The following is a 17,382-nucleotide window of genomic DNA, read 5'->3' as shown; positions in this document are numbered from 1 at the left end:
GGCGGCGGGGAAGCCGCCGTGACCGTCGCGCCGACCGGGCCCCGGACCGGTCCGGTCCGGCTCCCGGGGAGGGAACCGGCGCCCCGAGGTCCTACCGCTCCCCGCCGGGTACCCACAGCACGTCGCCGACCTCCTTGTTCGCGGTCCGCGCGAGGATGAACAGCAGGTCGGAGAGGCGGTTCAGGTACGTCGCCGTCAGTGCGTTCATCACCTCGCCGTGCACCTCCAGCGCCGCCCAGGTGGACCGCTCGGCGCGCCTGACCACCGTGCACGCCTGATGCAGCAGCGCCGCCCCCGGCGTGCCGCCCGGCAGGATGAAGCTCCGCAGCTTCTCCAACTGCTCCAGGAAGTGGTCGCAGTCCGCCTCCAGCCGGTCGACGTAGTGCTGTTCGACGCGCAGCGGCGGGTACTTCGGGTTCTCGGCGACCGGCGTCGACAGGTCCGCGCCCACGTCGAACAGGTCGTTCTGCACGCGGACCAGGACCTTCACGACCTCCTGCGGCAGCTGTCCGAGCGCGATCGCGGTACCGATGACGGCGTTGGCCTCGTTGGTGTCGGCGTATGCCGAGATCCGCAGATCGGTCTTGGCGGTGCGGCTCATGTCGCCGAGGGCGGTGGTGCCCTGGTCGCCGGTACGGGTGTAGATGCGCGTCAGATTGACCATGCGGCCGAGCCTATCCGGGCCCGTTCACGCTCCAGCGGTCCGGAACGCCCGTGTGCCGACCGTCACGCCGCCCGGGGTGCCCGCGCGGCCCCGGATCCTCCGTCCGGAGCGGGCCGGTCCCCGCGCGCCGCGGTGCGGGCGAAGGCCCTCGGTCCCGCTCCGTGGGACGGAGCGGCCGCCCGGCGGCCCGGTGCTCAACTGCGGGCGGCAGGCCGTCGGATGAGGGGCGCGGGTGTGATGTCCGTCATGTGAGACGTGACGCGCATCTCTTCACCGCCCCAGTGCGCCTCACGGGTACTAATCTCCGCCGGGGAGCAAGTGAACAACCGTTAAGAATCCGTCCCGGCCGTCGCCGCGGACGGCGGCCGCCGTCGGGGCCGAACACAAAGGGGTGCGAACGTGGCCAGGAAGCTCGCCGTCATCGGGGCCGGACTCATGGGGTCCGGAATCGCGCAGGTCTCCGCCCAGGCGGGTTGGGACGTCGTGCTGCGCGATGTCACCGACGCGGCCCTGGCCCGAGGGCGCGACGGCATCAGGGCCTCGTACGACAGGTTCGTCTCCAAGGGGAAGCTGGAGGCGGCCGACGCCGACGCCGCGCTGGCCCGCATCACCACGACCACCGACCTCGACGCGGTCGCCGACGCGGACGTCGTGGTCGAGGCCGTCTTCGAGAAGCTCGAGGTCAAGCACGAGATCTTCCGGAGCCTCGACAAGATCGTCCGGGATGACGCCGTCCTCGCCTCCAACACCTCCGCCATCCCGATCACCAAGATCGCGGCGGTGACGGAGCGCCCGGAGCGTGTCGTCGGTGTGCACTTCTTCTCGCCGGTCCCGATGATGCAGCTCTGCGAGCTCGTACGCGGCTACAAGACGAGCGACGAAACCCTGGCCGCCGCCCGGGAGTTCGCCGAGTCGGTCGGAAAGACCTGCATCGTCGTCAACCGCGACGTCGCCGGCTTCGTCACCACCAGGCTGATCTCGGCGCTCGTCGTCGAGGCCGCCAAGCTCTACGAATCGGGTGTCGCCTCGGCCGAGGACATCGACATCGCCTGCAAGCTGGGCTTCGGCCACGCCATGGGCCCCCTCGCGACGGCGGACCTGACCGGCGTCGACATCCTGCTGCACGCCACCTCCAACATCTACACCGAGTCGCAGGACGAGAAGTTCGCGGCACCGGAGCTGATGCGCCGGATGGTCGATGCAGGTGACATCGGCCGCAAGAGTGGGCAGGGCTTCTACACCTACTGATCGTCATTCGGGCCCCGGGCTACTGATCTGCCGTTGATCAGGGCCCGGGGGAGCCGGGGGGAAGCCCCCGGCTGGGGTGGATCCTCAGCGGGCCGTTGTCACTCCACGGAGTGAATTCGGTATCGGTTCGCTTACAGACGGCAACTTCTCCGTCTCTGCCGCAGTCACTTGGGGGAGAGACGGGACAGAGACGGAACAGACAGACGGACCGTGCCATGGAGCATTCCAGGGGAGCGCATATGCACATCAGGGGCGACCACACCGAGCTGGTCGTCGGGGGCCGCCTCGACGTCCGCAGCGCGGCGGACGCCCGTACGGTCCTGCACTCCGCCCTCGACGACGGAGCCGGCGACCTGGTGCTCGACCTCACCGAGCTGGACTCCTGGGACGCCACCGGACTCGGCGTCATCATGGGTGCGCACCGGCGGGCCGGCCGGGCCGGGCGACGGCTGGTGCTCCGTGGCGTGCCGCCGCAGATGCAGCGCCTGCTGGTGGCGACCCGGCTGCACCGCATTCTCGCGATCGAGGGCGGAATCGCGGCGGACTCCCTGCCGCGGGTGTAGCCCCACACCTCTCACCCGAATCCGCACAATCCTCACAAGACCATGACGTCCCGGACGGCGTGGCACCCCGATGGTTTGTGAATGCCGTGCGACGGTCTAGGGTTCGGCCGTCCGCCGATTGACCCAACCCATGGGGCGGACACCGGACCAGAAGCGACAGCGGTGCGTGCGCGGCCGGGAGGGGCAACCGCGCGACGCGTCTGGGGGACTTTGGCGATGGACCCGATACACCGGGGGCCGGAAGATTTCGGCCACGACAACGACGGCTACGGCGAGGACGGCGGCCGGCGGACACCGTCCCGCACCACCGGGCTGTCCACCGATTTCGGGCAGCAGCCGCAACAGGCGCGGGTCGTGCAGGTCGTCGCAGGCGACCTCCTGCTCACCGTCAACCCGGTCGACGGCAGCGAGGTCGAGCAGTGCCCGCCGGGGGAGCTGCCCCCCGTCCCGGTCCGCCGCACCGCCGCCGAGCGCACGGACCGCGAGCGTGCCGCCGCACCGCCCGTACCGCCCGGTCCGCCCGCCCCTCAACTTCCTCTTCTGGAGCGGCAGGAGGAGCGCGAGCAGTTGGTGCGCCTGCTGGCGCGAGGCCGCTCGGTGCGGCTCACCGGGCCCGCCGGGTCCGGTCGCACGGCACTGCTGAACGCCGTCGCCGCCGACTGCACGGACCTCGCGCCGGACGGGGTGGTGCGGCTCTCCGGCTGCAAGCGCACCGTCACGGACCTGCTGTACGGGCTCTTCGAGGCCGTCCACGACGCGCCGCTCCTCCGCCCGGACCGCGCCGGCCTCCTGGAGCGGCTCCGGTCCGTCGGTGCGGTCGTCGTCCTCGACGACCTGGAGTTCGGCGGGGCCGCGCTGGACGAGCTGCTCGACGCGACGCCGGAGTGCGCGTTCCTCTTCGGTACGACCCCCGACGCCCCGGCGCCCGGCCCCGACGCGCACCTCGAAGAGGTCTTCCTCGCCGGACTGGGCCGCAGCGCCTCCATCACCCTCCTGGAAAAGGTCGTCGAGCGGCCGCTCACCGAGGAGGAGGCGAACTGGGCGGGTGACCTCTGGTTCGAGTCCGAGGGACTGCCGCTGCGCTTCGTGCAGGCGGGCGCCCTGCTGCGCCAGCGCGACCTGCTGCGCACCGACACCACCGCGTACGACGAGCACGGCTACTTCGACGGGCGGCCCGGCGACGACGTCTTCGTGAAGGGTTCCGCCTCCGACGGTTCCGACATCCCGCTGCCCAGTCTCGGCGAGGGTGCGGCGCCCGCCGCACTGCTCGCCTCCAGGCTGAGCGGCCCCGCACGGGACACCCTGCACTTCGCGGTCGCGCTCGGCGGTGAGGTGCCGCACCAGGCGCACCTGCCGGCGCTCGTGGGTGACACCCATGCCGACGCCGCGCTCGGCGAGCTGGCCGGCTGCGGACTGCTCTCCCCGGCGGGCTCCCGCTACCGGCTGGCCCCCGGCGTCGTCGCGCAGCTGGAAGCCGCCGGATACGGCGAGGACGCCGACGACCGGGCCCGTACCGCCGCACAGCACTACGCATGGTGGACCGGGCACCCGTCGGTCAGCCCCGCCCGGGCGGTCGCCGAGGCCGACGCGATCGTCGCGGCCATGGCCCGGCTGGTCCCCGGCGAGGGGGCCGGACAGGCCAGCGCCGCCGTGCTGCTGGCCCGCAGCGCCGCCCCCGCCTTCGCGGCCGGGCTGCACTGGGGCGGTTGGGAGAAGGCCCTGCGGCTGGGCCAGGAGGCCGCCAGGAACGCCGGCGAGGTCGCCGAAGAGGCCTACTTCCACCATGAGTTGGGCGTCCTCGCACTCTGCAACGGCAATCCGGACCGGGCCAGGGCCGAGCTGGAGACCTCGATCGGCATGCGGGGGGCGCTCGCCGACAAGCCCGGGGCGGTCGCCGGACGCCGCGCGCTCGCGCTGGTCGAGGACCGGTCCGGTGGCCACGCCCGGGCGGGCGAGGAGCTGCCGGCCGCGCGGTACGAGGAGTCGCCCCTGCCCGCCGGTATACCCGCGGCCGGGCCCATGGCGCTGCCGAGGGGCGCAGAGGACCAGACCGCGCTGATATCCCGGGTCGTCCCGGTGACCGGCTCCGGCGCGTCCGGCGGCCGCAGGGCGGTGCTGACCGGCGCCCGGCGCAACGTGGTCGCGGCGGGCGCGGGCGTACTGCTGGCCGCGGTGCTCGGCACGGTGGTGACGGTCTCCCTGACGTCCGGCAGCGACACCCAGGACGGCAGGGGGGTCTCGACCGAGCAGTCGGCGGACGAGGACGACGGCGAGAACGGTTTTCCGGCCGACCAGCCGGCGGACGGCTCCGCGCCGGGCGGCTCCCCTTCGAGTGGCGCGCCCTCGACGCCCCACCCGTCCGGCAGCCTGATCACCCCGAGCGGCAGCGTCGCACCGTCCACGGAGTCGAGCGGGCCGTCCGACAGCCCCGGTCCGGGCAGGACGACGAGCGGAAAGCCCAGCTCCCCGGTCACGCCCAGCAAGTCGCCGAGCAAATCCCCGACGAAGGCGCCGACCAAGACTCCGACTCCGACCCCGACGGCGACGGAGACGACCGAGACGCCCACCCCGACGGAGACGGCGACGACCACGCCCGAGATCTCCGACTCGGCGAGCGGCCCCTCGACGACCAGCGCGTCAGGCACGCCTCCGGAGCCGGTCGTGGCCTGAGCGCGGCCGCCCGGACGAAGCGGAAGGCCCCGGACCGCGTGATGCGGTCCGGGGCCTTCCGTACGCCGGGGCCGTGGGTCAGAACAGGCGCAGCTTGTCGTCCTCGATACCGCGCATCGCGTCGTAGTCGAGCACCACACAGCCGATACCGCGGTCCGTCGCCAGCACCCGGGCCTGCGGCTTGATCTCCTGCGCCGCGAAGATCCCCTTCACCGGGGCGAGATGGGGATCGCGGTTGAGCAGCTCCAGATAGCGGGTCAGCTGCTCGACGCCGTCGATGTCACCGCGACGCTTCAGCTCCACCGCGACGGTCTGCCCGTCCTTGTCCCGACACAGGATGTCGACCGGCCCGATGGCGGTGGGGTACTCGCGACGGATCAGGGTGTGGCCTTCGCCGAGGATCTCGATCCGGTCGGCGAGCAACTCCTGCAGGTGCGCTTCCACGCCGTCCTTGATGAGACCGGGATCCACCCCCAGTTCGTGCGACGAGTCGTGGAGGATCTCCTCCATCGTGATGATCAGTTTCTCGCCCGCTTTGTTCACCACGGTCCAGACGCCTTCGGTGTCGTCGGCGCCCTCCTTCAGCGTGCAGGGCGGTGACATCCAGTTGAGGGGCTTGTACGCCCTGTCGTCGGCGTGGATCGAGACGCTTCCGTCCGCCTTCACCAGGATGAGACGGGGAGCGGAGGGCAGGTGGGCCGTGAGCCGGCCCGCGTAGTCCACGGAGCAGCGGGCGATGACGAGACGCATGGTCGGCAACGCTACTCGACGAGGGGCGTCCGACGCGATTCTCCCTCCGGCATCCCACCACCACCGTCCACCCCAGCGGCTCACGGCCCGGGGCTTGCCCCTCTTTACGCACCTTCGTTATTGGCCGGTTGTGTTCCCAATCTCCTGGTGCGGCCCGGACTGCACCCTTACCGTGTAAGCAGGAGGTCGCCGCCCGTGTACGCTGCGTCGCCCTCCTCCTTCCCTGCCCGTAAGGCCCCGGTCGTCCGCCGGGGTCGCGAGAGGAGAACCCATGTCGCTCGACGTCTCACCGGCGCTGTTGGAACAGGCCGAGCGAGGCGAGGTCGACGAAGCCGACTTCGTCGACTGCGTCCGGACCTCCCTGCCCTACGCATGGGAGATGATCAGCTCTCTGGTGGCCCAGCTGAAGGTCGACGGTGGAGAGTTCGCCGACAACCAGACGCCTCCGCCGAACGAGCAGGCACGTGGTCAGCTGCTGCGTGCGCTCGCGAGTGATGCGATACGAGGTGCGTTGCAACGGCACTTCGGGGTACGCCTGGCATTCCAGAACTGCCACCGCGTCGCGGTGTTCCCGCTGGACGCATCGGTCGACGACCGGTTGGCCCGATTCACCTCGGTGAGAGGCCAGTTGCTCAACCAGTCGCCCGAACTGCGGGACTGCTGAACGCTTCTGCTGCCGTCCCGGGCCGCGGGAGGTGCAACTGGTCCCGGGGCGGCAGCTCCCCGTACTCCTACGGGTGTTCATGTCAGTAGCGGCAGCACTTCGGTACCCAGCCGCGCTACGTTCTCCTCCGTGGCCGCCAGATCTCCGGAACCTTCCACCAGAAGCGCGAACCGGGTGATCCCTGTCCGCTCCGCGGTGGCGGCGAGCCGGTCCGCCGCGAGCCGGGGCGGGCCCACCGGATGAAGGCCGCACAGCAGCTCCGTATAGGCGACCGGGTCGCGCATCACGCGGTGCCTGCCGTCGACCGTCACATGGGCGTCCAGCCCCTGCCTCAGCCAGCCCGGCATCGCCTTCACGAGCGTCTCGACGGCCGCCGCGGACCGGTCCGCGATCTGGGCGACACCGGCGGAGACGTGACCCGCTTCCCGGACGCTCTCGGGGGACCGGCCCGCGGCGAGGGCGGTGGAGCGCCACAGGGCGACCATCTCGGCCTTCTCCTCGTCCCCGCAGTGCATCCCGAGGAGCATCGGCAGGCCGTTCTCGGCCGCGAGCCGTACGGTCTTCGGCGAGGTGCACGCGACGACCACCTCGGGGCCGTCCGGGCCCTGCGCGCCGGTCCCGTACTCCTCGACGAGCAGATCGTCGGCCCGGGGGACCACCGCCACCTCGCGGAATCCGAACCGCTCCCCGCTCCCCGCCACCCGGGGTTTGCGCAGCCAGTCGAGCAACAGCTCCAGCGACTCGGGGAAGCCCTTCTCGTACGCCTCCAGGCCGCCTCCGAACACCTCCAGGTCCACCCAGGGGCCGCCGCGGCCCACACCCAGGGAGAACCTTCCCCCGCTGGTGAGATGGAGCAGCGCCGCCTGTTCGCCCAGTGCCACCGGATGCTGGTTCGGCAGCACGCTCACCGCCGTTCCGACCCGGATCCTGCGGGTACGGCCGAGCAGCAGGGCGGCCAGGGTCACGGCGGACGGACAGACGCCGTACGGTACGAAATGATGTTCGGCCAGCCAGACCGAATCGAGACCGGACTCCTCCGCGACCTCGGTGGACCGGATCGCGCGATGCAGTGCCTCTCCCGGCCCCTGCCCCGGAAACTGGGCTGCCAGTACGAACGTTCCCACGCGCATCGCCAATTACCTCCTTGCGGCCGACGTGGCTCTCCCCTACTGGCAACAACGTCTGACACGTGCCAAAGGCACGGTCCACCGCGAAGTTGTTGCGATTTTCCGCTAACCCGTCCCGTCCCGGTGCCGGCCGGGGGCCGTACCGGGCGTCTGCCCCGCCCGAATGGCCCTACGCTGGACGGGAACTGCCCAGCCTGCCCAGTGAGGTGTCACGTGTCCCCGCGCCGCAACCGCCCCCGAGGCGGCGAGAGTCCCACCGACAGCGCAGGTGGGGCCGGGGAGCGGTACGGCGGGGGCGGACGCGCCGAGGAGTGGCAGGGCGAGGAGTGGTCGGTCCGCCCGGTCAGCGGCGCGAGCGCGGCCGGGAAGCGGTACCGCTGCCCCGGCTGCGACCAGGAGATCCCGTCCGGGGTCCCGCACCTCGTCGCCTGGTCCGAGTACGGCGGGATCGACGACCGCAGGCACTGGCACAAGGCCTGCTGGAACGCGAAGGACCGCCGCACCACGAGGGTGCAGCGGTCCAGGAACGCGCCGCGCTACTGAGCCAGGCCGGCCGGCCGGCGGTCAGACCCCACGCGGGCCGGACCTCGCATCCCGCCGGTCAGACGTCACGCCGGTCCAGCGCCACATAGGCGCCGGTCATGACCACGGCCGTGACACCGACCATGATCCAGAGCGGTTCCCAGCCGGACGGCCCCGACGCGGAGACCGAGGCGTCGTACAGCCCGCCGAGCTGGCTGGGGATCGAGTACTCGAAGAGCGCCTGCTGCACGTCGGCGAGCGACTCCGCGAACATGAACATGGCCAGAACCAGCGGCAGCAGCACCGCGGCGATCATGATCGTGATCGCACCGGCGGAGTGCCGGATGAGGGCGCCGACCGCGAGCGAGAGCAGTCCCAGGGTCGCGATGTAGAGGCCGACGCCCACGGTGGCGCGCAGCCAGTCGTCACCGCTCGCGCTCCCGCCGTCCAGGACGGCAGTCTGCAGCGCCGCGACGAGCGCGGTCGTCACCGTGGTGATCACGAACGTGAGCAGGAAGAAGACGATCGACTTCGCGGTCAGGACCCGGGCCCGGCTGGGGCAGGCCGTGAGCGTCGTACGGATCATGCCGGTGCCGTACTCGGAGGCGATGGTCATCACGCCGAGGGTGATCACGCAGATCGAACCGAGGAGCACGCCGAAGAAGCCGAGGCTCAGCACCGGGGTGCTGCCGAGAGCCGTGCCGGAGGCGTTGACGGCGACGGCCGACAGCAGCCCGATGACGAGCAGCAGCACGATCATGACGCCGAGCGTCCACATCGTGGAGCGCACCGAGCGGATCTTGGTCCACTCGGAGGCGAGCGCGTCGCCGAGGGTGGCGTCGCGCTGCTCGATCGGCGAGGCGTAGTGGCCGGCCGACGGCGCCTGCCAGTGCTGCTGCGGGGCCGGCTGGGGCTGGTACGGAGCCTGCGGGGTCGGCGGAGTGGTCATCGGGCGTCCTCGCTGGTGTCGCGCGCGGTCTGGTCTGCTGCGGGGCCTGCGGACGCGGCCGGGGCGGCCACGGGCCCGGCGGGAGGAGCGGCCGGGGCCGCCGCGTACGGGTTCTGTCCGGGCGGCGGCGGGGCGTACCAGCCCTGCTGCGGCACCTCTTGGAAGGGCTGCTGCGGCGGGGCGTACCCGACCGCAGGCACAGGCTGTTGCAGCCCGGCCTTCTGGTCCGTCGTCGAGCGGTAGTCCACGGCGCCCTGCGTCATCCGCATGTACGCCTCCTCCAGCGAGGCCTGGTGCGGCGACAGCTCCCAGAGCCGGACGTCCGACTCGTGCGCCAGATCGCTGATCCGCGGCAGCTTCAGCCCGGTGACCCGCAGTGCCCCGTCCGGCTCCGACATGACCCGGCCGCCCGCCTCGGTGAGCGAGGCGGTCAGCTTCTCCCGCTGCTCCGGCTGGGCATCCGGGACCCGTACCCGGGCGAAGTCGGCGGAGTTGGCGGAGATGAAGTCCTTGACGCTCATGTCGGAGAGCAGCTGCCCCCGCCCGATCACGATGAGATGGTCGGCGGTGAGTGCCATCTCGCTCATCAGGTGGCTGGAGACGAAGACCGTCCGCCCCTCGGCGGCCAGCATCTTCATCAGGTTGCGCACCCAGAGGATGCCCTCCGGGTCGAGGCCGTTGACCGGCTCGTCGAAGAGCAGCACCCGCGGGTCGCCGAGCAGCGCGGCCGCGATCCCGAGCCGCTGCCCCATGCCGAGCGAGAAGCCCTTGGAGCGCTTCCTCGCGACGTCCTGGAGGCCCACGACGCCGAGCACCTCGTCGACCCGGGCGGCCGGGATGCCGGCGAGCTGGGCCAGCGAGAGCAGGTGGTTACGGGCGCTTCGCCCGCCGTGCACCGCCTTGGCGTCCAGCAGCGCGCCCACCTGGCGGGGCGCGTTCGGCAGGCTGCGGTACGGGTGTCCTCCGATCGTCACATGGCCGGAAGTCGGCCGGTCCAGACCGAGCATCATGCGCATCGTGGTGGACTTGCCCGACCCGTTGGGACCGAGGAAACCGGTGACGGCGCCCGGCCGCACCTGGAAGGAAAGGTTGTACACGGCCGTCTTCGCGCCATAGCGCTTGGTCAGGCCGACTGCCTCGATCATGCTCCAGCCCCATCGACTTATCTGCCGTCGGGGCCCAGGCCGTCAGGCCGTACGCCCCCCGTAAGAGTTAGGAGGATATCCAGGCCTTGACGGTTCCGGCCAAGCCGCTGCGGGGCGCGTCACCTCCGTGACACGCCGGACGGCCGCGCTCCCGGCCGGCCTCGCGGCCGTCAGGCGTCCCGTTTCTTGAGCACGAGGTAGCCGCCGGCCAGCGCGGCCACCACCCACGCGGCCAGGATCCCGAGCCCGCCCCACGGGCCGTACGGCGCCGCATCGCTGTTCATGGCGTCGGGGACGACCTGCATGATCTTGGACCCGGCCTGGTCGGGGAAGTACCGGGCCACGTTCTTGGCGCCCGGGACCGCGGAGAGGATCTGCGAGACCAGGAAGAAGAACGGCATCAGGATGCCGAGCGAGAGCATCGAGCTGCGCAGCATCGTCGCCACGCCCATGGAGAAGATCGCGATCAGGCCCATGTAGATGCCGCCGCCGAAGACCGCGCGCAGGACGTTGTCCGCGCCGATGTCCGTGCTGTGGTCCCCGAGCAGCGCCTGGCCGAGGAAGAACGAGACGAATCCGGTGGCCAGTCCGACCACCAGCGACAGCGCGCCGGCGACCAGAACCTTGCTGAAGAGGAACGAGCCGCGCTGCGGCACGGCCGCGAGCGAGGTGCGGATCATGCCGGAGCTGTACTCCGTACCGACCACCAGGACGCCGAAGACGACCATCGCCAGCTGACCGAGGATCATCCCGGAGAAGCTGAGCAGGGTCGGGTCGAAGGTGGCCTGCTCCGCCTCGGGGAGGCCGTCGAACTGAGAGTTCATCAGCGCGCAGAGCGCCGCGCTCAGTGCCACCGTGACGGCGAAGGCGGAGATGAGGGTCCAGGTGGTCGAGGAGACCGTACGGATCTTGGTCCACTCGGAGTTCAGGACAGCGGGTACCGATGCCATCGTCGTCACGCACCCTTTCCCGGGCCGGAGGTGCTGGGCGCGGAGCCGCCGCTCCGCTGGTTCCACTGTTCGCCCCAGTGCGGGCCGGCCGGCGGTGGCGCCCCCTCGTGGTCGGAGTGGGCGTGGTACTCCACGGAGTCTGCCGTCATCTGCATGAACGCCTCCTCCAGCGAGGCCCGCTGGGAGCTCAGCTCGTGCAGCACGATCTGGTGCCGGGCGGCGAGCTCGCCGAGCTGTTCGGTGGTGGAGCCGTCGATCTCCAGCGTGCCGTTCCCCGATTCGACCGCGACGAGGCCCGCTTCGTGCAGCACGTCGCGCAGCCGTTCCTGCTGGGGGGAGCGCAGCCGTACGTAGCTGCGCGAGTTCTGGTGGATGAAGTCGGCCATCGACGTGTCGGCGAGCAGCCGGCCCTGACCGATGACGATCAAATGCTCCGCGGTGAGGGCCATTTCGCTCATGAGATGCGAAGAGACGAAGACGGTCCGGCCTTCCGCCGCGAGCATCTTCATCAGATTCCGGATCCAGTGAATTCCCTCGGGGTCCAGACCATTGACGGGTTCGTCGAACATCAGGATCTCGGGATCACCGAGCAGCGCGGCCGCGATTCCGAGCCGCTGGCCCATTCCGAGCGAGAATCCCTTGGACTTCTTCCTCGCCACCGCGCTCAGGCCCACGGTGTCGAGCACCTCGGAGACCCGGCTCGCCGGGATGCGGTTGCTCTGCGCGAGACAGAGCAGATTGTTGTACGCGCTGCGGCCTCCGTGCATCGACTTGGCGTCGAGCAGCGCACCGATGTACTTCAGCGGTTCTTCCAGATCGCGGTAGTGCTTGCCGTCGATCCGCACCGATCCGCCGGTCGGGTTGTCGAGATCGAGCATCATCCGCATCGTGGTGGACTTGCCCGCCCCGTTCGGACCCAGAAAGCCCGTCACCATTCCGGGCCGGACCTGGAACGAAAGGTGGTCGACAGCAACCTTGTTGCCAAAGCGCTTGGTGAGGCCATCCAGCTCGATCATGCGTTCACGCTAGAACGGCCGCGCGCCCGGCGCCACCACAAAGGCGGAACCGGGCGCGCAAAAAGTACAGCTGAGGTGCTGCGGCGTCAGCGGGTCTGCTGAGCCGGGACACCACGGGTGACGGGCTCGTCGTCCACCGGCGAACCGGCGGCTGCCACCGCGGCACCGGTCAGCGTCGCCAGCATCTCGCGGACGTTGGTCAGCTGCGCGTTGATCGAGTCGCGGCGGTTGGTGAGAGCCGCCAGCTCGCGCTCCGATTCGCTGCGGATCCGGTCGGCCTTCGCGTTCGCGTCCGCCACGATGTCCTCGGACTGGCGCTGCGCGGTCTCCACCGTCTGACGCGCCCGGCGCTCGGCGTCCGTGCGGAGCTTCTCGGCCTCCAGGCGGAGCTGCTCGGCGCGGTGCTCGATCTCGGCGAGGCGCTTCTCGGCCTTGGCCTGGCGGGACGCGAGGTCGCGCTCCGACTGGTCGCGGCGCTTGGCCAGGTTGGTCTCGAAGTCCGCGGCGGCCTGGGCGGCCTTGGCGCGGGTCTCCTCGAAGAGGGCGTCGGCCTCCTCGCGCTTCTGGGCCGCGTCCTTCTGGGCGTCGGTGCGCAGCGCGGTGGCCTCACCCTTGGCCTTGTCGACGATCCGGACGCCCTCGTCCTCGGCCTTCGCCTTGCGCTCGGAGGCGAACGACTCGGCGTCGTTGCGCACCTGCTGGGCGGCCGACTCGGCGAGCTCGCGGTGCTGCTCGGCGGCGCGACGGGCCTCCTCGCGCAGGTCCTTCGCCTCCTCCTCGGCGAGGCGGAGGATCTTCTCCACGCGCGCACCGAGACCCGCGTACGACGGCTCTGCGTCGTTCACCTGGGCCTGGGCGTTCTGCGTTTCGAGGTGGAGCTCCTCGATGCGCTTTTCCAGAGACGTGATGCGGGTCAGAGCACTATCACGGTCGGCGACGAGCTTGGTAATGCGGTCATCCACCTGACCGCGGTCGTAACCACGCCGCACGAGCTCGAAGCCGAAGGGGGAGGAAGGGTCACTCATGGGGTTCCTGTCGAAGTAAGACCGGTGAGGTGATAGGGGGAATCCTAGGGGCCGGAGCGGCGTGTCATCGAGCGGATGCCCGTTTGATCTGGAGAATGACACCCCTTTTGAGTGGCTAACCCCCCGAACCCTTGCCACCCGGAGGGTTGAACGTCCCTGTCGAAGCACGTGACACGGTCGATGGACTACCCCTCCGACGACTTGCCACTCGATCGAGTGCCCGCGGAGGCTCCGGCTTTGACGCCGCCACCGGATCCGCCGCCCGCACCCTTCCCGCCACCCGCCGGTGCCTCGAAAGACTCCAACGCCTCCAGCACGTCCTGGACACGGGAGATCTCCGTGTTGATGTCCTCGCGACGGCGCACCAGGACATCGAGCTCGCGCCTGCCCTCGTCGACCGTCCGCTTCGCCTCCTGCCCGGCGTCGGCGAGCAGCTTCTCGGCCTCACGGACCATGGTGGCCTTCTTCTGCTCGGCCTCCTTCAGCAGCGACTCGGCCCGCTTCACCGCGGCGATCCGGACCTTGCTCGCCTCGGAATTGGCGTCCGCCAGGAGCTCCTTGGCCTTCGCCGCGGTCTCCTCGCGCTGCTCCGTCGCCGCCTTCATCAGCTTGTCGACCCGCTCGCCCGCCGTCTTCATCTGCTCGGCGGTCTCCCGCCGGGCCCGGTCGTGCAGCTCCTCGATCTCGCTCTCCAGGCGCGCCCGGAGCTCCTCGGCCCGCTCCCGGATCGCCGTGGCGTCCCGGCGCGCACCGACCAGCAGCTCGTCCGCGTCCGTACGGGCCCGCTCCACCAGGCTGTTGCCCTCGACGGTCGCATCCGAGGTGATCCGCACGGCCTCCTTGCGGGCCGCGCCGACCATGGTGTCGGCCTGCTCCTCGGCCTCGGTGGCGGCGCGCAGCGCCTCCTCCTGGGCCTTGTTCATCAGCTGGTCGGCCTGCTCGGCGGCGTCGGCCCGGCGCTTGGCCGCCGCCTCACGCGCCTCGTCGAGCAGCCGGTCCGCCTCGTCGCGCGCCTCGGCGCGCATCTGCTCCGCCGCGGCCTCCGCTTCGGTGCGCACCCGCTCCGACTCCTCGCGGGTACGGGCCGCGTGCTCCTGGGCCGAGCCCACGGTGGCCGCCGCCTCCGCCCGCAGCCGCTCCGCTTCGTCGGTGGCCTCGCCGACCAGCCGGTCGGCCTGGGCCGTCGCGTCGGTGACGAGGGTCGTCGCCTGCTGTGTCGCCCCGGTACGGATCCGCTCCGCCTCGGCGGTGGCCTCGCCGACCAGCCGGTCGGCCTGGGCCGCGGCGTCGCCGCGCATCCGGTTGGCGTCCTCGCGGGCCTCCGCACGGCTGCGGGCGGCGTCCTGCTCGGCCGCGGCCAGCGCGTCGGACGCCTCGGTGCGCATCCGCTGGCTGTACTCCGCGGTCTCCGTGTGCAGCCGCTCCGACTCGGTGATCGCGTCGCTGACCGTCCGCTCGGCCATCGCCTTCGCGGCCTCGGACTCCTCCTGCGCCTCCCGGCGGATCCGGCCCGCGTCCTCGCTGGCCCGCTCCCGCTCCGCGTACGCGTCGGTGCGGACCCGGTCGGCCTCCTCCTGCGCCTCGGACTTCGTCCGCTCCGCGACATGCTCGGCGGTGGAACGCAGCCCGGCGATCTCGGCCTCGGCCTGCTCCTGGAGACCGGAGACGGAGTCGCGTACCTGCTGGGCGGTCTGCTCGGCCGCGGAGACCATCTCGGTCGCCCGTGCGTCCGCCTCCTCGACCAGCCGGTGCGCCTCGGTCTGCGCCTCCTCGACCCGCTTGCGGGCGGAGGCCAGCAGCTCCTCGCTCTGCTCGCGGGCGCGCTCTCGCTCCTGGTTCGCCTCGGTGCGTGCCCCGTCGAGGGTCTCCTCCGCCTCGCGGCGGCGCCGGTTCGCCTCCTCCTGGGCGGCGGTCAGCGCCTCGGCAGCCTCCGTGCCCACCCGCTCGGCCGCGGCCGCGGCCTCGGCCCGCATCCGGTCGGCGCTGTCCTGCGCCTCGGACTTGAGCCGTTCGGCCTCGGCGGCCGCCTCGCTGCGCAGCCGTACGGCGACGGTCTCGCCCTCGGCACGCGACCGCGACGCGTCCGCGGCGGCCTCGTCGCGAAGCCGCTCGGCCTCGGTCTCCGCACGCTCCCGCAGGGAGCGCAGCCGCTCGGCCGCCTCCGCACGCAGCCGCTCGGACTCCTCGGTCGTCTCACGCCGGATCCGTTCCGCCTCGGCCCGCGCCTCCGTCAGCGCCTGCTCGGAGTCGGTGACCCGGGTCTCGGCCTCGGTGTGCAGCCGGGTCAGCTCGTCGGCGGCCTCGGCATGCCGGGCCGCGACCGCGCGCTCGGTCTCCTCGCGGAGCTCCGTCGCCGCCTGCTCGGCCGCTGCGGTGGTGGACTCCGCCTGTTCCTCGGACTCCGTGCGCAGCCGGTCGGCCTCGGCGCGGGCCCGCTCCAGGGCCTCCTCGGCCTGATTGCGCAGCGAGGTGGCGCGCTCGATCGCCTCGGTACGGACCCGGTCGCTCTCGGTGCCCGCGGAGTTCCGCAGCTCCTCCGCGTCCGCCTTCGCCTTGGACAGCAGCTCCTCGGCGGTCTTCGCGCCCTCCTCGATCTGCTGGACCGCCTCGCGGCGGGCCTCGCCCCGGATCCGCTCGCCCTCGGCGACCGCCTCGGAACGCAGCTGCTCGGCCTCGCCGCGCAGCCTGCGCGCCTCCTCCTGCAGCTCGACGGTCTTGGCCCGGTACTCCTTGGTGTCGTCCTTGGCCGCGCCCTTGAGCTGGTCGGCCTGCTCGGCCGCCTCGCCGCGCAGCCGCTCCGCCTCGGCCTCCGCCTCGTGGCGGATCCGCTCGGCCTCCTCGCCGGCCGCCTTCGTGGTCGACCTGGCGTCCTCGGACGCCTTGGTCAGCACCTCCTCGGCGGCGCGTGCCGCCCTGGCGAGCTGAGCTGCGGTGTCCTCGGCGGCTGCCGTGCGGGCCTTCTCGGTCGCCTCGGACGTCAGCCGGTCCGCCTCGGTGCGGGCGTCGGCGAGCGCCTGCTCGGCCTCCGCCTTCAGCGCCTCGGCGTCCTTCGTGGCCTCGCCGACCAGCCGGGCGATCTCCGACTTGGCCGTACGGGTGCGCTGCTCGTTCTGCGACTCGGCACCGGCCAGCCGCTTGACCGCGGCCTCCTTCGCCTCGGTGAGGACCTTCTCCGCCTCCAGCCGCGCCTCGCGCAGCTGGGTCCCGGCCTCCTGCATGCGCTGCTCGGCGGTCCGGTTCAGCTCGGCGGTCTGCTGACGGGTCTGCTCGATCTCCGCCGTCGTCGACGAACGCAGCTGCTCGGCGTGGGTGGTGGCCTCCTGCGCCTGGCTGGAGGCGGCGTTCAGCAGCCGCTCCGCGTCCCTGCGGGCGCGCAGCAGGATCGCTTCGGCCTCGGAACGGGCCGACTCCGCCTCGGAGCCGAGCCGCTGCCTGGTCTCGTCCGCCAGCCGGGCGGCCTCGGCGCGGGCGGCCGACAGGGACTGCTCGGCCTCGGCCCGGGACTCGTCGAGCAGCCGGCGGGCCTGCGACTCGGTCCTGGCCCGGAGCTGCTCGGCCCAGGCCACGTTCTCGTTGACGTGCGACTCGACGGTCTGGCGGCGCTCCGCCAGCTCCTGGTCGAGCCGCTGCCGCCGCTGCACGGCCTCGTTGTGCAGTTCGGCCTGGAGCCGTGCCTGGTGCTCGGCGTGCTCCTGCAGGATCCGCTGCGTCTGCGCCCGCGCGTCACGGAGCTCGCGCTCGGCGTCGGTGCGCAGCTGCTCCGCCTGGATCTGGGCATTCCGGAGGAGCTGTTCGGCCTGGTAGCCGATGTCCGCGCTGTCGTACGCGGGACGGGTCGCGAGATTGCGCCGAGCCTCGTGCAGCTTGGCGCGCAAGACCTCGACCTGGTAACCGAGGTCCTCGGCGTGCTGGACGGCCTTCTCCCGGTCGGTCTTCAGCCGGTCCATCTCGGCTTCGAACCGCGAGAGATGGTCGTCTTCAGCTCGGTGGCTCTCCTGGCGTTCGTAGCCCCGCACTGCGCGGTCCCATCCGTCCCCTGGTCGCAACTCTCGAAACGAGTACCGCTCGCCGGCGAACGGTCCCCCGGGG

At 71.7% G+C, this 17,382-nt stretch carries 14 protein-coding genes; 5 read left to right on the top strand and 9 right to left on the bottom strand.

Features of this window, described 5'->3' with window-relative positions; translation table 11 throughout:
• Positions 1 to 91: 91 nt before the first annotated feature.
• Positions 92 to 664, bottom strand: coding sequence for a cob(I)yrinic acid a,c-diamide adenosyltransferase (locus ACFVXE_RS11115; RefSeq protein WP_389670755.1), 573 nt, complete (start codon positions 662 to 664; stop codon positions 92 to 94).
• Positions 665 to 1,063: 399 nt separating this feature from the next.
• On the opposite strand from ACFVXE_RS11115, the gene ACFVXE_RS11110 reads away from it, so the two are divergent.
• From ACFVXE_RS11110 to ACFVXE_RS11100, 3 genes are all read left to right on the top strand, one after another.
• Entirely contained in the window at positions 1,064 to 1,912 is an 849-nt protein-coding gene (locus ACFVXE_RS11110; protein WP_389670754.1) for a 3-hydroxyacyl-CoA dehydrogenase family protein, read from the top strand.
• 239 nt (positions 1,913 to 2,151) lie between these two features.
• Complete coding sequence (locus tag ACFVXE_RS11105) at positions 2,152 to 2,475, top strand: STAS domain-containing protein (protein ID WP_327244317.1); 324 nt, start codon at positions 2,152 to 2,154, stop codon at positions 2,473 to 2,475.
• A 216-nt stretch (positions 2,476 to 2,691) separates the two neighbouring features.
• The gene (locus tag ACFVXE_RS11100) at positions 2,692 to 5,145 is read left to right on the top strand and encodes an ATP-binding protein (RefSeq protein ID WP_389670753.1); all 2,454 of its coding nucleotides are present in this window, start codon (positions 2,692 to 2,694) and stop codon (positions 5,143 to 5,145) included.
• Between the two features lie 78 nt (positions 5,146 to 5,223).
• Here ACFVXE_RS11100 and nucS read toward each other — a convergent pair whose 3' ends face one another.
• A complete protein-coding gene (nucS, locus tag ACFVXE_RS11095; RefSeq protein ID WP_389670752.1) occupies positions 5,224 to 5,895 on the bottom strand; it encodes an endonuclease NucS in 672 nt (223 codons plus the stop codon).
• A gap of 271 nt (positions 5,896 to 6,166) precedes the next feature.
• On the opposite strand from nucS, the gene ACFVXE_RS11090 reads away from it, so the two are divergent.
• Positions 6,167 to 6,559, top strand: a complete 393-nt coding sequence (locus ACFVXE_RS11090; RefSeq protein ID WP_136328739.1) for an SCO5389 family protein — start codon at positions 6,167 to 6,169, stop codon at positions 6,557 to 6,559.
• A gap of 77 nt (positions 6,560 to 6,636) precedes the next feature.
• On the opposite strand, the gene ACFVXE_RS11085 is transcribed toward ACFVXE_RS11090, so the two are convergent.
• A complete protein-coding gene (locus tag ACFVXE_RS11085) occupies positions 6,637 to 7,689 on the bottom strand; it encodes an LLM class flavin-dependent oxidoreductase (protein WP_389670751.1) in 1,053 nt (350 codons plus the stop codon).
• A gap of 210 nt (positions 7,690 to 7,899) precedes the next feature.
• Between ACFVXE_RS11085 and ACFVXE_RS11080 the strand changes: the two genes are divergently transcribed.
• Complete coding sequence (locus ACFVXE_RS11080) at positions 7,900 to 8,229, top strand: ATP/GTP-binding protein (protein ID WP_389670750.1); 330 nt, start codon at positions 7,900 to 7,902, stop codon at positions 8,227 to 8,229.
• A gap of 58 nt (positions 8,230 to 8,287) precedes the next feature.
• On the opposite strand, the gene ACFVXE_RS11075 is transcribed toward ACFVXE_RS11080, so the two are convergent.
• From ACFVXE_RS11075 to scy, 6 genes are all read right to left on the bottom strand, one after another.
• On the bottom strand, positions 8,288 to 9,157 hold the full coding sequence (locus tag ACFVXE_RS11075; protein ID WP_389670749.1) for an ABC transporter permease subunit: 870 nt from the start codon (positions 9,155 to 9,157) through the stop codon (positions 8,288 to 8,290).
• Entirely contained in the window at positions 9,154 to 10,302 is a 1,149-nt protein-coding gene (locus ACFVXE_RS11070) for an ABC transporter ATP-binding protein (RefSeq protein WP_389670748.1), read from the bottom strand. The genes ACFVXE_RS11075 and ACFVXE_RS11070 overlap by 4 nt, the downstream gene beginning before the upstream one ends.
• Positions 10,303 to 10,472: 170 nt before the next feature.
• Positions 10,473 to 11,252: an ABC transporter permease subunit gene (locus tag ACFVXE_RS11065; RefSeq protein WP_389670785.1), complete on the bottom strand. Its 780-nt coding sequence runs from the start codon at positions 11,250 to 11,252 to the stop codon at positions 10,473 to 10,475.
• Positions 11,253 to 11,257: 5 nt separating this feature from the next.
• The gene (locus tag ACFVXE_RS11060; RefSeq protein WP_389670747.1) at positions 11,258 to 12,268 is read right to left on the bottom strand and encodes an ABC transporter ATP-binding protein; all 1,011 of its coding nucleotides are present in this window, start codon (positions 12,266 to 12,268) and stop codon (positions 11,258 to 11,260) included.
• A gap of 86 nt (positions 12,269 to 12,354) precedes the next feature.
• Entirely contained in the window at positions 12,355 to 13,293 is a 939-nt protein-coding gene (locus ACFVXE_RS11055) for a cellulose-binding protein (protein WP_389670746.1), read from the bottom strand.
• Positions 13,294 to 13,478: 185 nt separating this feature from the next.
• On the bottom strand, positions 13,479 to 17,309 hold the full coding sequence (scy, locus tag ACFVXE_RS11050; RefSeq protein WP_389670745.1) for a polarized growth protein Scy: 3,831 nt from the start codon (positions 17,307 to 17,309) through the stop codon (positions 13,479 to 13,481).
• Between the last annotated feature and the right edge of the window lie 73 nt (positions 17,310 to 17,382).

This window comes from Streptomyces sp. NPDC058231 (assembly GCF_042882275.1).
Lineage (GTDB): Bacteria > Actinomycetota > Actinomycetes > Streptomycetales > Streptomycetaceae > Streptomyces.
The sequence above is the reverse complement of the archived record's forward strand: the minus strand, read 5'-3'. Positions and strand labels throughout refer to the sequence as shown.

Coding starts and splice junctions, on each gene's coding strand:
- nucS (WP_389670752.1), bottom strand. CDS start 5,895: ATGCGTCTCGTCATCGCCCGCTGCTCCGTGGACTACGCGGGCCGGCTC.
- ACFVXE_RS11090 (WP_136328739.1), top strand. CDS start 6,167: ATGTCGCTCGACGTCTCACCGGCGCTGTTGGAACAGGCCGAGCGAGGC.
- ACFVXE_RS11115 (WP_389670755.1), bottom strand. CDS start 664: ATGGTCAATCTGACGCGCATCTACACCCGTACCGGCGACCAGGGCACC.
- ACFVXE_RS11070 (WP_389670748.1), bottom strand. CDS start 10,302: ATGATCGAGGCAGTCGGCCTGACCAAGCGCTATGGCGCGAAGACGGCC.
- ACFVXE_RS11060 (WP_389670747.1), bottom strand. CDS start 12,268: ATGATCGAGCTGGATGGCCTCACCAAGCGCTTTGGCAACAAGGTTGCT.
- ACFVXE_RS11105 (WP_327244317.1), top strand. CDS start 2,152: ATGCACATCAGGGGCGACCACACCGAGCTGGTCGTCGGGGGCCGCCTC.
- ACFVXE_RS11075 (WP_389670749.1), bottom strand. CDS start 9,157: ATGACCACTCCGCCGACCCCGCAGGCTCCGTACCAGCCCCAGCCGGCC.
- ACFVXE_RS11055 (WP_389670746.1), bottom strand. CDS start 13,293: ATGAGTGACCCTTCCTCCCCCTTCGGCTTCGAGCTCGTGCGGCGTGGT.
- ACFVXE_RS11100 (WP_389670753.1), top strand. CDS start 2,692: ATGGACCCGATACACCGGGGGCCGGAAGATTTCGGCCACGACAACGAC.
- ACFVXE_RS11085 (WP_389670751.1), bottom strand. CDS start 7,689: ATGCGCGTGGGAACGTTCGTACTGGCAGCCCAGTTTCCGGGGCAGGGG.
- ACFVXE_RS11065 (WP_389670785.1), bottom strand. CDS start 11,252: ATGGCATCGGTACCCGCTGTCCTGAACTCCGAGTGGACCAAGATCCGT.